The organism is Pseudomonas sp. RIT288 (assembly GCF_000631985.1).
GTDB lineage: Bacteria > Pseudomonadota > Gammaproteobacteria > Pseudomonadales > Pseudomonadaceae > Aquipseudomonas.
Map to the genome: position 1 here is coordinate 25,647 of NZ_JFYN01000019.1, position 14,882 is coordinate 40,528.

The window sequence follows — 14,882 nt, forward strand, 5'->3', positions numbered from 1 at the left end:
CGAGCCTCAGCCTCGATCCTCAGCCAGTTTCTGCTCCAGCGCCTGACGCACCTGCGGCCACTCGTCATCGATGATGCTGAAACGCACCGAGTTACGCTTGCGGCCGTCCGGCATGATCCGCTCGTGGCGCACAATGCCTTCCTGTTGCGCACCGAGGCGCAGAATCGCGTTGCGCGACTTCTGGTTGTTCTCATCGGTGGTGAACTGCACTCGCACGCAGTCGAGCACCTCAAAGGCGTGGCGCAACATCAGGTATTTGGCTTCGGTGTTGACGAAGGATTTCTGCCAGCGTGCCGAGATCCAGCTGCTACCGATTTCCAGTTTGCGATTCATCGGATCGATCTTCCAGAACCGGGTCGAGCCGATCACTTCGCCGCTATCCTTCAGCACGATGACAAATGGCATGACGCTGCCGGCATCACGACCGTCGAGCGCTTTTTTCAGATAGCTGTCGATGGTGCTCGCCGAAGGCACCACGGTAACGGTGAGGTTCCACAGTTCGCCGTCGGCGGCAGCCTGGAGCAGGGCGTCGGCGTCGGTGTACTGAAGCGGGCGCAGGAGGATGCGCGGGCCTTGCAGCGTGGTGAGCATGGGAGCAGGTCTCGGCAGTTCGGGGCAGTGGCGAGCGCCTATTACGCCGCAGCCGGTTGATCCGATGCAACCACCGCCGTTAGCACAGGGTCACAAATTTCACACCCTGTTCGCCGGAGTCTGGACGATGAAAAACCTGCGGATCGCCACGTTCAACGTCAACGGCCTGCGCGCACGCTTGCCGAACCTGCTGGAGTGGCTCAAGCGCGAGCAACCGGACATCGCTTGTCTGCAGGAACTCAAGTCGGTCGACAGTGCTTTCCCGGCCGCCGAACTGGAAGCCGCTGGTTACGGCGCGATCTGGCACGGGCAGGCGTCGTGGAACGGCGTGGCGATTCTCGCCCGCGATGCGCAACCGCTGGAGAGCCGTCGCGGTCTGCCGGGCGATCCCGAGGACAAGCACAGCCGTTATCTGGAGGCGGCGGTGCACGGGGTGCTGGTCGGCTGCCTGTACCTGCCCAACGGCAACCCGCAACCGGGGCCGAAGTTCGACTACAAACTGGCCTGGTTCGAGCGTTTGATCCGCTACGCAAAAGATCTGCAAAGCAGTGACCATCCGGTGGTGCTGGCCGGCGATTACAACGTGGTGCCCACCGACATGGACATCTACAACACCCGCTCCTGGCTCAAGGATGCGCTGCTGCAACCCGAAAGCCGCGAGTGTTATCAACGGCTGCTTGATCAGGGCTGGACTGATTCGCTGCGGCATCTGTATCCCGAGGATCGCCTCTACACCTTCTGGGATTACTTCCGCCAGCATTGGCAAACCAACTCTGGTCTGCGCATTGATCATCTGCTGCTCAATCCGACACTCAGTCCGTATTTGCATGAGGCCGGAGTCGACGCCTGGGTGCGCAACGAACCGCACGCCAGCGACCATGCGCCGACCTGGATTCGCATCGGTTCGCGCAAGCGCCGGTAGCGGTGATTGGCGAAATCAATTGTCGGAGTCGGGGCCCAATCCCGTATACCTGTCGGCCAGCGGCGCAGCGAGCCGCGGCCACATGCATAAGGACTGAGCAATGAGCGAGCCACGTCTGGCGAATCCGACGTTGTATCTGCAACGCCTGGGGTTCGACGCTCCACCGGCACCGACCCTGGAAACCCTGCGACAGTTGCAGTTGCGCCATACCGGGGTCTTCCCCTTCGAGAACCTGTCGACGATCACTGGCGCGCCGGTGCTGATCGATCTGGCGTCGGTCGAACAAAAGGTTCTCTACGGGGGCCGGGGTGGTTACTGCTACGAACTGAACAATCTGTTTCTGGCGTTGCTGCAGGAATTGGGCTTCGAGGCCCGTGGCATCTCCGGGCGCGTGGTGCTGGCGCAACCCGAGGGTACGTGGACGGCGCGCACCCATCGCTTGAGCCTGGTGATCATCGAGGGCGAGCGCTACATCACCGACGTCGGTTTTGGCGGCATGGTGCCGACCGCGCCGCTGTTGCTCGATACCGAGGCTGAACAGTCGACCCCGCATGAGTCCTATCGCATCGAGAAGCAGTCCGACGGCTACATGCTGCGCGCCAGTGTCGCGGACGAATGGCGCGCGATGTACCTGTTTGATCTGCAACGCCAGGAAGACATCGATTACACCCTCGGCAACTGGTACGTCTCGACCCATCCCGAGTCACCATTTGCCAACCGGTTGATGGTTGCGCGCACCGGCAATGGTTGGCGCCGCACCCTGAACAACGGCAGCTTCGCGATTCATCACATGGGCGCCGACAGCGAGCGGCGCGAGGTGGCGGATGTCGATGAGTTGATCGAGGTGCTGGAGCAGGAGTTCGGCCTGCGCCTGCCTGACCAGCCGCACGTGCGTCAGTCGTTGGCGCGAATGCTCGTGCCGGCCTGATCTCAGGGCTTGGCCTCCGGTTCCAGCACCCGGCGGATTTCCCCAACCGCCGCCGAGAGCTTTTTTTCCAGGCTTTTGAGGTCGGCGGCGGTGATGCCTTTCTTGAATTGCCCGGAGTGGGGCGGCTCGGCCTCCTGCGTTTTGCTGCCAGCTTCCAGCAGGGCATGGCGCAGGGTGTTGTTGATCACCGTCTGATAACCGAAGCCTTCGTTTTCCGCCACGTTGCGCGCGGCTTCGATGACGGCGTCATCGAGCATGATGGTGATGCGGGTCTTGCCCTTGTGGGGCGCCAAGGCGCCTCGTTTGCCCTGCGAGAAGTCGTATTCGTCTTTCATCGATCAAGCCTCCTGAAAATAAGCGCGACGTTCGCTCGGTGTGGCGACACGTGCAGAAATGATTCGTACGACGTTGCCTTCGCGATAACTGTACGCAACCACCAGCAAACGCCCTTTGCCGTCGAGGCCGAGGGTGATCCAGCGCTGTTGGTCATGGTCGTTGTCCTCGATCGTCAGCGCGCGTTCGTCGTGAAAGACCGGCTCGGTCTCGGCAAGGCTGACGCCCCTGTGCTTGAGTTTGTTGGCCGCGTTCTTGCTTTTGTCGTACTGAATTTCGAATGACTTCATTATGCATACTTTATATGTATAAAAAAGAGCGCCGGTGCACCGCTGGTCGCCATGAATACTTCAGCCTAGTGGGATAAAAACCGGGGACAGGAGGGGATGTGTTGCCGGATTTGTGGGAGATGGAGGTGGCGAGATAGAAGCTTGGGTGGCTACCTATCCATTATGTGACTGATAAGTTGTATACAACTCTATGGACATTTGTCACGAGTATTGAATACAGTGTGCGCATAACAAAAACCAGGGAACCCCCCACATGAAAACGCCCCATGTTTCACACCAACGGCCCGAGGACGAAAATCTCGGGGTCGGCGCGAATATGGCTTACGGCCTGCAACATGTTCTGACCATGTACGGCGGTATCGTTGCGGTGCCGCTGATCATCGGCCAGGCGGCCGGGCTGTCGCCGGCGGACATTGGTTTGTTGATTGCTGCTTCATTGTTTGCGGGGGGACTGGCGACACTGCTGCAAACCCTGGGTCTTCCGTTTTTTGGCTGTCAGTTGCCGCTGGTGCAGGGCGTGTCGTTCTCCGGTGTGGCGACCATGGTCGCGATCGTCAGCAGTGGCGGGGAGGGCGGTTTTCAGTCGGTGCTGGGCGCGGTGATTGCCGCGTCGTTGATCGGCTTGCTGATCACTCCGGTGTTCTCGCGAATCACCAAGTTTTTCCCTCCACTGGTCACCGGCATCGTGATCACGACCATCGGCCTGACGCTGATGCCGGTGGCTGCGCGCTGGGCCATGGGCGGCAACAGCCATGCGCCGGACTTCGGCAGCATGCAGAACATCGGTCTGGCGGCCGTGACGCTGGTGCTGGTGTTATTGCTGAGCAAGGTCGGCAGCTCGACCATCTCGCGTCTGTCGATCCTGTTGGCCATGGTGATCGGCACGATTCTGGCGGTGTTCCTCGGCATGGCAGATTTCTCCGGTGTTGCTCAAGGGCCGATGTTCGGCTTCCCGACGCCGTTCCACTTCGGCATGCCGACCTTCCACTTCGCCGCGATCCTGTCGATGTGCATCGTGGTCATGGTGACCCTGGTGGAAACCTCGGCGGACATTCTGGCGGTCGGTGAGATCATCGGCACCAAAGTCGATTCCAAACGCCTGGGCAACGGTCTGCGGGCGGACATGCTGTCGAGCATGTTTGCGCCGATCTTCGGTTCGTTCACCCAGAGCGCCTTCGCGCAGAACGTCGGGCTGGTGGCGGTGACCGGGATCAAGAGCCGTTTTGTGGTGGCCACCGGGGGTATCTTCCTGGTGATTCTCGGTCTGCTGCCGTTCATGGGCCGGGTCATCGCTGCAGTGCCGACTTCGGTGCTGGGCGGTGCCGGTATCGTGCTGTTCGGGACGGTGGCGGCGAGCGGGATTCGCACGCTGTCGAAGGTCGATTACCGCAACAACGTCAACCTGATCATCGTCGCAACCTCGATCGGCTTCGGCATGATCCCGATTGCCGCACCGAACTTCTACGATCATTTCCCGAGCTGGTTCGCGACCATTTTCCACTCGGGCATCAGCTCGTCGGCGATCATGGCGATTGTGCTGAACCTGACCTTCAACCACTTCACTGCCGGCAACTCTGACCAGCAGTCGGTGTTTGCCGCGGCGGAAGAACGCACCCTGCGTTATCGCGATCTGGCGGCGCTGCGTGAGGGCGATTACTTCAGCGACGGCAAGCTGCATGATTGCGATGGCAAGGAAGTGCCGGTGATCGAAGTCGATTCGGATCACGATCATGGGCACAGCGCGGCGAAGCCCCAGGTGAAGAGCAGCGAACACGTCTGATCGCTGATTGAATGAAAAAGGCCGATTAGTACGAGACTGATCGGCCTTTTTCATTTGAAGATCAAAAGATCGCAGCCTGCGGCAGCTCCTACAGGGGAACGCATTCCAAATGTAGGAGCTGCCGCAGGCTGCGATCTTTTAATCTTTTCGAGCGCCCACAAAAAAGCCCCTGAATCTTTAGATTCAGGGGCTTTGCTATTTGGCTCCACGACCTGGACTCGAATAGAACAATAAGCATCTGTTTTACATTGAAATTATGCTGATTTTTAAAATTTGTATTCTTACTATTATCCTAATCTAGCCCGTATTTTGTGCAAATTCTTTCTATACCCATCAGCACGGAAGCAGCAAGCTGCCAAAGGTGGCGTACGCAGGCCATTCTGTGCTGGATCAGAAAAGCAAATCCGAGTGACTGCTTTTGGTTGTGGCGGCCTGTCAAAACTTCAAGCCAGTCGGCCAAGCGCTATGTAGTCTGTTTTGCAAGCATCCGGTCTACAAAGCATCCTCATCCCAACGCTTAAGGTGACGATGTCCACCTCTAGGAGGAAATTTACGCGCTGAGAACGTAACGCTGGAGGACGGCTTATGGCCCGATAGCGAGGACCAGGCTCAGACCGCCGCTACCCGGTTGCCGCAGGCGGCTCCAAGTGAGGCATGAAGTCTTGGCTGCACACAAAACACTTTATAAACTCGATTACATTCACAACGAGGTTCGCTACTCATGGCAGGTATTCAAAAGATTGCTCAGATTGGCTTCTCATCGCAAGCCAGTACCTATGCCAAAGGGCGCCCGGGCTATCCAATCGAACTACATACATGGCTTAGAGACGTACTCGGCACCCTTCCGGGATCGACGGTTATCGATTTAGGGGCTGGCACTGGAAAATTCACTCGATTGTTGAAATCCATGGAGATCGATGTTGTTGCAGTCGAACCTGTTGAGGCTATGCGAACCGAGTTTGCCAAGAGCCTACCGGACATCAGGATTCTGGACGGGACGGCCGAATGTATCCCGTTCGGATCTGAAACAGCGCAAGCACTGGTGTGCGCCCAAGCCTTCCATTGGTTTGCAAACGAAAGGGCTCTTGCCGAGATTCATCGAGTGCTCAAACCGAACGGCCGACTGGGACTGATCTGGAACGTACGCGATGAGTCGGTGGACTGGGTGGCTGCCATCACTGACATCATTACTCCTTACGAAGGCGATACTCCGCGCTTTCATACCGGGTTCTGGCGGTTACCATTCACGGGGCACCACTTTTCTACCCCCGAACTGACCTGTTTTCGATACACGCATTCAGGTAGTGCCAAGGAAGTCATCATTGACCGGATCCTGTCGGTAAGCTTCATCGCAGCTCTGCCTCCTGCCGAAAAGGCGAAAGTAACCGAGCAGTTGCAGTACCTGATCGAAACTCACCCATTCTTGCGCGGGCGTGAAACTATTGAGTTCCCATATCAAACCCAAGCCTATTTATGCCGCCGTTTGGATTGATTGACAGAGTTACGCCTGCTAAATCGTTGCCGGAGGCATTACGGATTGTGGGCGACTAAAGTCGCCCTCAAAGGCAAAAAACGTTAGCTTATCGTCAAACTCCAAATCTCTCGCGGATTGGACTCCACTATGCTCTCGCTATTTAGTCGCTCACTTAGTATAGGGTATCGTCCGTGTGCATACCTATTGTTATCCATTATTATTAAATCTCCTTCTTCCATTGTGTAGTAGTTGTGCGCATCTAATTGTCTGACAGATTCAACAAAATATTTGAGTTCGGAATAATAGCTCTCGGCATTTTCCAGCGAATCGGAAAATGTACAAAATTTTTCAAGAAGATCCTGTTTTAATCGAACGCCGTAGTCGAACTCGCTCTTTGCATCCGAAAGTGTATATATCAAGGGTGAATTCAGAGTGTCTTCTTTGACGTTGTCAGCAGAAAATTTTATATTGGTATTAAGGAGGCGTTTCAAGCATCTGTCGTATTTCTCCGGGCTCAACGAATGAAACTTCTTAAAAAAAGACTCCCATCTGACAATTTTAGACTCGCCTCTATTACCTTGATGGGTATCAACCCAGCCAGAATTGACCATGAGCATTGCAAAATAAGAGGGTCTTGGGTTAAGCCAGGAGCGGGCATTGTGAGGCTTCAAGTCGTCACTAATATAACGAACAGAGGCCGCTTCATTAGTACTGGTTTTTTTTACTTTTACCCGGTTTATCACTGGGTCGGGAGCGTCATCGTTAAGCGTGCTTTTTGAAGAATAGTTGATCAGCGGTGTTCCAAGTTGTTCCGCCAATGACACGTATGTACTTGAGGCTAAAGGGAAGTGTTTTATATATGCTATACCGCTGTCTCGTAGATTTTCTTTTGTACGTTCGATTAGTAGGTGATTGGTTTCGTAACTAATGCAATTAAATTCCTGCTTGGTCGCAATAATCATTTTTAAGTCCTCTCAAGCTGAAACAAAATATAGGATGGATATTCCTTCGTTAATACCATGAGTGAATACTTAGATAAGTACAAGCTGCTGATGATCAGTGAATCACTCACGCAGGGCAAAATGATCATTAGGTCCTATGAACTTCGGAGACTTCCAAGTGGCATTCCTTAGATTTCTTTCGATCTGAGACTCTACACCCATTAACATTGAAAATAGAGCCATTCGAATAGGGACGCCATTGTCGGTTTGACGAAAAATTGCGAGCCGGGGATCACTGTCTAAATCTGTGCTCAAATCATAAGCTTCTTCCCTGCTATCCCTGGGTAGCGGGTGCATTACAATTGCGTTAGATTTGCAGTGAGCCTCAATAAAAGATTTATTCACCTGGAAATTAGGTGAATAGCCTTCGACCTCTTCAGAAGTAAAACGCTCTTTCTGAATCCTGGTGGCATAAATTATATCAATTCCTTTTAACTCCTCGCCGAAACTTGTTCGCTGTTCAATTACATTTCCACTATGTTCCACCGCGTCGAGAATATAACTTGGCATTTGCAATGAGGTTGGAGATATGAGTGTGAATTTGATTCCTTTGTATAATGACAGCAATTGGATAAGTGAGTGAACTGTGCGCCCATACTTCAAATCCCCCACCATCGCGATGTGAGATCCGTTAATGCTTTTCCCAACTCTGGAGAACTCGTTGATTATGGTATACAGATCAAGAAGTGCCTGGCTCGGGTGTTCTCCAGGTCCGTCGCCACCGTTAATGAGGGGTAAGTTTGTGGCAGCAGCAAATTCAGAAACTGCACCTTTTTCGGGATGGCGTACAACGATTGCATCTACGTAACCGCTGATTACCCTGCTGGTATCTGAAATTGACTCTCCCTTTGCCATTGACGAAAAAGTGAATCCCGTTGTATCGCATACAGCACCCCCCAGTCGAGAAAATGCAGCACCAAAACTTATGCGCGTTCTCGTGCTGGCTTCGAAAAATAAGTTAGCTAAAACAGCGCCTTCAAGAATCCTGCACACTTTTACACGTGATGCCACAGGCCTGAGCATGTCCGCGTAGTGAAAAAGCTCAGCAATACTGTCCAATGTAAGCTGTCCTACAGACAACAGTTGAGGGTTAGCGTTGTACGAAATTGAATACGACATTTGTTAAAGTCCACATTTATATTTGCGTAGTTTATGGGGTGAGCGAATCCAGCATTTATTCCGAGGGCATAAGATTCACCAAGGAAAACTTAATGTTTTTAAATTTGTATAGTTCTTGAACGCTTCTCGCACACCTTCTTTATGGCCAAGTCCGGAATCTTTAATGCCACCAAATGGTGTTAGTTCAATTCTAAAGCCAGGTACCTCCCAGACATTAACTGAACCAACATTCAACTCTTTGGAGAACTGAGTAATCCAATCCAGCCTATTGCTGCAAATCCCGGCAGATAATCCGTAAGAGGTCGCGTTGCTTATAAATATTGCTTCATCGATTGAGTTGAAAGTCAAAATCGGGGTGACTGGTCCAAAGGTCTCGCGCATGACCACTTCCATCTTGGGCGTAACATTGTCCAGAACAGTCGGGGAATACAGCGCCCCGCAACGATTATTCCCTAGTAACAGTCGGGCCCCTCCCAACATGGCGCCGTTGACCCGCTCTTGAATATGTTGCGCAGCGGCCTCATTAATAACCGTTCCAACTTTAACGGTAGGGGAGAACGGATCACCGAACTCCCACTGTCTGGTCTTTTCAACTACAAGCTCCGTAAATTTTTTGACAACGCTTTTTTGTACCAGCAGCCGTTTTACTGCTGTGCACCTTTGACCCGAATTAGCATAGGAACCTCTAACAGCAAGATCTGAGGCCAAGTCCAAGTCAGCATCCTCCATTACAATCAAAGGATCATTCCCACCCAACTCAAGAATGGTACGTCGATAACCCGCAGCTGCCAGGAGCCTCTTACCTGTCTCTACTCCACCGGTGAAAGAGACTAACTTAACGCTAGGTGAATTTAGAACGATAGACGTGATTCGATCTGGATCCCCCACAATAATTTGCAACATTGGCTCTGGCAGTCCTGCGTCGTAAAGAAGTTGAGCGAAAAACAGAGCCGATAGTGGGACCTTTTCTGACGGCTTTAAAATAACTCTATTGTTGGCTGCAATGGCCGGGGCAACTTTGTGAGCCACCTGGTTGATCGGGTGATTGAATGGGGTTATTGCAAAAATTATTCCATCCAATGGTTCTCTCATTGTCAATAATTTGCGAGATTTTCCATGGTCGGTTACATCACATGAGTAAACCTCGCCGTCATCTCGTAAAGCCTCAATGGCTGAAAAAGTCAGTACATCAATAACTCGGCCTATTTCATAGATAGAGTCTTGTTTCGATAAGCCGCTTTCACTGGAAATTAAATCGGATGCAGAATCTATTTTTTCGGACAGTGCATGAGCCGCATGACGCAATATTTTTGAGCGGTCGGAACGAGATAGTTCGGATTTGTAATCAGAACAAATTGATAATGCACGATCTATATCATACTTTGTAGACTGTGCTAACTCACCTACTCTACTCCCGTTAAAGGGATTTCTGATAGTGATAACCTGAGGTTGCATGTCATATACTCCTTGGTATTCATAGTGACGCTATAGCATCAACGCTATAGCGCTAAATACAAAAAATACATTTATAATTAGTGTGAAGCTTGACTCGGAAATACTTGAGATAAGTTTTTTGCCGACATAAGTTCCCAATAGTGAAACAATCAGTAATGGCAACGACTCGAAGAGCACATTTCTGCTGATAACTCCTCCCTGTACATAGATAAAAATCTTGGGGATGTTCAATAGAAACGAGGTTGCCGCATACGTTGCAACATATGTCTCTTTAGTCAAACCTGCGGAGCTAAATAACGGACCCTTTACTGCGTTTCCACTCCCTACTACTCCTGAGCTAACGCCATATAAAAAGCTAAAGAGGGGGATTTGATAGGGCTTGAGTTGCGCTGGTGTAACCTCCTTAGTCTTAAGCTTAAGTAAGTCCTTTACGACATATGCAAGTATTGCAATCCCCAACATTTTCTGAAAAAAGCTGATATTTATATAGAGAAGTAAAGCGCTTCCTGCGATAGTTCCCGGAAGTCCATAAAGCAGAATTTTCTTTGAGATATTCCAGTCGATGAATCGCCAAAAAAAACCAAGCTTTACTATGTTTTGAAACGTGAAGTAAAGTGACGCCATTGCAACGCTTTCTTTTGCAGTAAAAAAGAAAGTGAATATAGGGATTAGTACAAAGCTACCAACACCGAAGGCCGTTGATAAAACAGAGGAAATCAACACCAGGAGGTAAAGCGCTATCACCTTATAAACTATAATCATCGCTACCCTTTGCTAGTTAGTCTTGAACCTACAGCGGATTAATGCTGGCCATCACCTTTTCTACGGTAGCATCGGAGTCTTCATCTGAAAGAGGGTCATATGCTTCCAGTCCGAATTGAAAAAGACGCTCTTTAGTTCCTATCGGATTGCGACCTTTTGGCAGCGTTAAGTAGACTGGTTTCGAGTAATTCATTTTTTTATACAGCTCAAGTGAACCAATTATACCTAGCACGTCGCCTGAGACTTGTACAACTCCAACTACCCGATTCATTATGCTTTGATCTTCAAATATGGCTGGTATATTGGCCTCAATGATATCGCCTCCAAGCTCAGCTAATATGATGTCAGCACCAACAGACGCAGTATTCAAAACGTCTGATATCGCTGATATGGCTTTTTCTTTATCGGTATAGGTAGAAGACAAACCAACGCTCGGAAAATCTAGACAAAAGTCCGCTCCTGCGTCCTGCATGGCCAAAATATCTCTCAGTCGTCCCGTTCCAGTAAGCTTTGTGGCAGATACTCGAAGTCCTTTTCTTTTTAGTGCTTTAATCAAATTGGTTGTCGCCGTCGTCTTGCCTACTTCGGCTGAGGTTCCACATATAAATAAAATTGGAGTGTCGGTCGGGGGCTTCTCGCTATATGGGCTACCACGTAGATCTCCAATATTTAAGTTGCTATGTACTCCAGGAATCCCAAGAAAACCTTCGACTTGCACTTTTAAGAATTGTTTGACTGTTCGTAAGGGGGAAACGGCTTTCCCGTAACCTAGAATTCCGCCAACTGCAAGTAGATCAAGGGTGATTGGGGCATCCGGAGAAATAGTTATTTTGTCATAAATGCCGCCGTATTCTGAAGTACTGGATTTTCTATTGCCTAACACGCCAAAGAATAGGTCTCCTTTATAGAGGGTGACATCTCGACCATTATTGTTTTCTATGTGATTTACCGCGCCGACGCTACTAATAACTTTCCCTAGAACGATGTCGCCTTCTATGCCTTCGCCGGATGTTATTAAACTTGCTTGCTGCAATACATGGGCAGGTAAATTCCTAATGTTAGACGCGATGGATTTGACGGTGACGTCCCCAAACTTTACATTACCAGCAATCTTATTTAATCCTGACTCTTTCAACTCGCTCATAAATAGCTCTCTCATAGAAGTAGCGCAGCAGAATTCAAAGTCCATCCAGAAAATCCATGTATCGCACTTTGTTTTCTTTTGGTGTGTCCACAGGCCTCCCTAGATTTTGACGAGATCCCGTCCTGCAACGAACTTCAATAAACGCGCTTCCTTGTGTTTCGATCGCATCAATCAAGCTCATGACTAACTCAGGTCTGGATACTACAGTTTTGGACGTTGTATACCCGCAGCTTTTGGCAATGTCGGCCATGCTTCGAGTGGCCGCCATAGTCGGTTGTCCACCGACGGAGTCATGCGCTCCATTATTAATTAGTACGTGAATGATGTTCGACATGGCTGAATTAAGTAGTCCCCCCATGTGCATGATTGCTGCGCCATCTCCATCCAGGCACGCAACTTTTATCAAAGGTTTACTTATGGATATCCCCATCGCAATTTGTGATGCATGCCCCATCCCACCCACGGTTAAAAAATCTTTTCCATGGGATTGACCCAGACTGGTCCTGAGTTCATATAGTTCTCTTGACAACATACCAGTAGTACTCACTATCGGCATTGCCTCGGGAAGAATATCCACGCAACAAGCTACTGCCTCTTCTCGAGACATCAGTTCCGGGAGAAATGGATTCGTGTGTTCCTTCTTATCACCTCCGAAAGTTCCCTTGCGCACGACAATGGCGACAGGGCAGCCATTATTTACTGAGATCTCCAAGAGCGAGTCCAACTCGGTGGAGATATCATCAGCGTCTGATTCTGATATCACTAAGTAAGGAATGCCGAGTACGTTCAATTGAGGCAGAGTGATTTTTCCCTGCTTTACATGCTGAGGCTCGTCATGCTTTTGGGTTCCTGTAGCATCAATTTCCCCGCGCCACCCGATAATCATCAGTATAGGAATTCCGTATACCTCCGGAGCAGCAAGCGAACAGAAGGGATTGATAAGGTTTCCAATACCGGAGTTCTGCAAATAGACCAATGGGACCTTGCCGGTTGCGAGATGATGTCCAATTGCTGCACCTAATGCTGTCCCTTCATTGCAAGCGGTGACATGGTTGATATCCAGATTTGAATTTTGAATGGCGGAACAAAAACTTTTCAGCAATGAATCAGGGACGCCCGTATAAAACTCAATACCTTTACTGAACAAAAGTGTAAGAAAATTCTTTGCGACAATCATAAAAACGTCCTATGAGTTTAATCAGCAAAACTTGCACGTTCGAACGTCTAATATCATCGTGTTCCAGGTATAAGGGATAGAATCTCTTGAATGTCAAGGCATCTATCCTCAACCTCCAGTGTTCTGCCATATTTTAATATTTGATTGGCCACCGATAACATCGCAGGATAAGCTGCTCGGAGCATATGATTTGCGTAAATTACGACATTAAATCCATTCTCGACGAGAGTATCAAATTTTATGTCATTGAAACTTGTAGGTACGCAGACCAGTGGAACAGATGGGTAGTGTGATCTAAATCGTTTTGCGAATTCGATAATTTCACTGGGGTCTTTCTTTCTGCTATGAATCATTACACCATCTGCGCCAGACTCTACATAAAGCAATGCACGTTTGAGCGCATCATCGAGCCCTGCGTCCAATATGAGACTTTCGATACGAGCGATAAGCATAAAATCTGATGACAACTGAGCGTATTTTCCCAGTCTGATTTTTTCGGCAAACTCTATCGGATCCGCCTGGGTCTGCTTTACATCATTTCCGAATAGTGAGTTTTTCTTTAATCCGGTCTTATCTTCAATTATTACTGCGGATACCCCCATGCGTTCGGCCGTTGCGATGTGATAGGGCAAATGCTCGGCTTTTCCACCGGTATCACCATCAAGTATTAAAGGCTTGGTCGTCACCTCAAAAATATCAGAAACACCATTCAGTCTACTTTTAAGATCCAGTAATTCAGTATCAGGTTTTCCCCGCACTGTAGAGTCAGTCAGGGAGCTTGACCAGAAGGCATCAAATTCAACAGTAACATTGCCGTTGGTGTAGCTGGCTTTTTCAACTAACATCGCCGAAAGAGGGCTATGTGCTTCAATAACTCTTATTCCTTTTTTTTTCGAGAGGAGCTTTCTTAAAGATTGACCGCGCAATTCTGAGGTAACAGATTTCATAGGCAATTCCATTTGTAGCACCTTTTTTTGACGGAAAGATAGTGACTATCAACGAACTATATACTTGCAGTTAGATTTTTGGATCCGATTTAAAGTTCGATATAACGATGCATCATCAAACTGAAACATTACAATATGGCGGCTTATGATTATTGGTTATAGGTTTATTTGTAAATTGGCATAAGCACTATTTTTTCTATAAAAAACAATCATAAAGTGTGCGTCACTAATTTGTTACATTTCCTCGAAGGGGCAAAGATGAAAAATAAGTTACATTCGATAATGAAGTTATTTTATTTTTCTTTACCGCGATGATGAGATACAGCTCGTCGCTGACATTCAGCGCAAAGCGATAAGAGTTTGGAAGCGACTTTGGGGGGGGGCATTGCGAGCAGAAGTACATGGTTTCCTTCAGTCGATAAGCATAACTCTAGGCGTCACTGAAGGAGCGGCCCATGCGGACCTTTACGGATCTCTTAGACCGAAGTACCGCGTTCACGCTTGCTGTTCGAGCGGTGGCGAACGAAAAGGCAAGCTATTGCCGCAATTGCCCTAGTGAAAACGGTTCAGATGGTGCGATTACAGAGAGTGATCTTGGTTGTAGGAACGTTATCGATATTCGAAGCCGCGTTGCAGCGCTGGCCGGATTGCAAAAACGGATTCAAGCAGGCCAGCGAAACACTGGAGCAGAAAAGCAAAATTGCTCACAAGGATATGCGTGCTGACCCGCACGAGCTATCAACGTGCTCAAGAATGATCAACGTCGTGGATATAACGAACTGGTAGAAAAAGCCGGGGATATGGATTTTAAGGTGAAAATGCAGGGAGAACGTTTTTCTCTGAGATCGGCGACGTATTCGCTCAATTATGTGCGGAGGTTATTCGAGATGTCTCACGCCCAGTCGAAGCTGTGCGACCAGATTTTATAACCTCGTTCGTTTGCAAACGTACTACCGGAT

15 protein-coding genes are annotated in these 14,882 nt (G+C 49.7%); 5 read left to right on the forward strand and 10 right to left on the reverse strand.

Annotated features, from left to right (window positions below; all coding sequences use genetic code 11):
• Window positions 1-6: 6 nt before the first annotated feature.
• Window positions 7-591, reverse strand: a complete 585-nt coding sequence (locus BW33_RS17210) for a GNAT family N-acetyltransferase (RefSeq protein WP_047600174.1) — start codon at window positions 589-591, stop codon at window positions 7-9.
• Window positions 592-718: 127 nt separating this feature from the next.
• On the opposite strand from BW33_RS17210, the gene xth reads away from it, so the two are divergent.
• Together xth and BW33_RS17220 are read left to right on the forward strand one after the other, a co-directional pair.
• Window positions 719-1,513, forward strand: coding sequence for an exodeoxyribonuclease III (gene xth / locus BW33_RS17215; RefSeq protein ID WP_047600175.1), 795 nt, complete (start codon window positions 719-721; stop codon window positions 1,511-1,513).
• A gap of 100 nt (window positions 1,514-1,613) precedes the next feature.
• A complete protein-coding gene (locus BW33_RS17220) occupies window positions 1,614-2,441 on the forward strand; it encodes an arylamine N-acetyltransferase family protein (RefSeq protein ID WP_047600176.1) in 828 nt (275 codons plus the stop codon).
• 2 nt (window positions 2,442-2,443) lie between these two features.
• Here BW33_RS17220 and BW33_RS17225 read toward each other — a convergent pair whose 3' ends face one another.
• Both BW33_RS17225 and BW33_RS17230 read right to left on the reverse strand, forming a co-directional pair.
• Window positions 2,444-2,776 carry a BrnA antitoxin family protein gene (locus BW33_RS17225; protein WP_047600177.1) on the reverse strand — a complete coding sequence of 111 codons (333 nt, stop codon included), beginning with the start codon at window positions 2,774-2,776 and terminating at the stop codon, window positions 2,444-2,446.
• 3 nt (window positions 2,777-2,779) lie between these two features.
• A complete protein-coding gene (locus BW33_RS17230) occupies window positions 2,780-3,064 on the reverse strand; it encodes a BrnT family toxin (protein ID WP_047600178.1) in 285 nt (94 codons plus the stop codon).
• Window positions 3,065-3,317: 253 nt separating this feature from the next.
• Between BW33_RS17230 and BW33_RS17235 the strand changes: the two genes are divergently transcribed.
• A complete protein-coding gene (locus BW33_RS17235; protein WP_047600179.1) occupies window positions 3,318-4,844 on the forward strand; it encodes a nucleobase:cation symporter-2 family protein in 1,527 nt (508 codons plus the stop codon).
• 721 nt (window positions 4,845-5,565) lie between these two features.
• Window positions 5,566-6,336, forward strand: a complete 771-nt coding sequence (locus tag BW33_RS17240) for a class I SAM-dependent methyltransferase (RefSeq protein ID WP_047600180.1) — start codon at window positions 5,566-5,568, stop codon at window positions 6,334-6,336.
• A gap of 83 nt (window positions 6,337-6,419) precedes the next feature.
• Here the strand turns inward: BW33_RS17240 and BW33_RS28570 are convergent, their stop codons facing one another.
• From BW33_RS28570 to aepX, 7 genes are all read right to left on the reverse strand, one after another.
• Window positions 6,420-7,280 (reverse strand): TauD/TfdA family dioxygenase, encoded by an 861-nt coding sequence (locus BW33_RS28570; protein ID WP_081794227.1) that lies wholly within the window; start codon window positions 7,278-7,280, stop codon window positions 6,420-6,422.
• A gap of 102 nt (window positions 7,281-7,382) precedes the next feature.
• Window positions 7,383-8,438, reverse strand: coding sequence for an aspartate carbamoyltransferase (locus BW33_RS17250; RefSeq protein WP_081794228.1), 1,056 nt, complete (start codon window positions 8,436-8,438; stop codon window positions 7,383-7,385).
• 75 nt (window positions 8,439-8,513) lie between these two features.
• Window positions 8,514-9,893: a phosphonoacetaldehyde dehydrogenase gene (gene phnY, locus BW33_RS17255; protein WP_081794229.1), complete on the reverse strand. Its 1,380-nt coding sequence runs from the start codon at window positions 9,891-9,893 to the stop codon at window positions 8,514-8,516.
• 30 nt (window positions 9,894-9,923) lie between these two features.
• Entirely contained in the window at window positions 9,924-10,655 is a 732-nt protein-coding gene (locus BW33_RS17260; RefSeq protein ID WP_047600182.1) for a sulfite exporter TauE/SafE family protein, read from the reverse strand.
• A 28-nt stretch (window positions 10,656-10,683) separates the two neighbouring features.
• Window positions 10,684-11,799 (reverse strand): nucleotide-binding protein, encoded by a 1,116-nt coding sequence (locus tag BW33_RS17265; RefSeq protein ID WP_160168819.1) that lies wholly within the window; start codon window positions 11,797-11,799, stop codon window positions 10,684-10,686.
• Between the two features lie 34 nt (window positions 11,800-11,833).
• Window positions 11,834-12,976: a phosphonopyruvate decarboxylase gene (gene aepY / locus BW33_RS17270; protein WP_047600184.1), complete on the reverse strand. Its 1,143-nt coding sequence runs from the start codon at window positions 12,974-12,976 to the stop codon at window positions 11,834-11,836.
• 53 nt (window positions 12,977-13,029) lie between these two features.
• On the reverse strand, window positions 13,030-13,935 hold the full coding sequence (gene aepX / locus BW33_RS17275) for a phosphoenolpyruvate mutase (RefSeq protein WP_052032731.1): 906 nt from the start codon (window positions 13,933-13,935) through the stop codon (window positions 13,030-13,032).
• Window positions 13,936-14,378: 443 nt separating this feature from the next.
• Here aepX and BW33_RS17280 point away from each other — a divergent pair, with 443 nt between their 5' ends.
• Window positions 14,379-14,648, forward strand: coding sequence for a hypothetical protein (locus BW33_RS17280; protein WP_152546139.1), 270 nt, complete (start codon window positions 14,379-14,381; stop codon window positions 14,646-14,648).
• Window positions 14,649-14,882 lie beyond the last annotated feature (234 nt).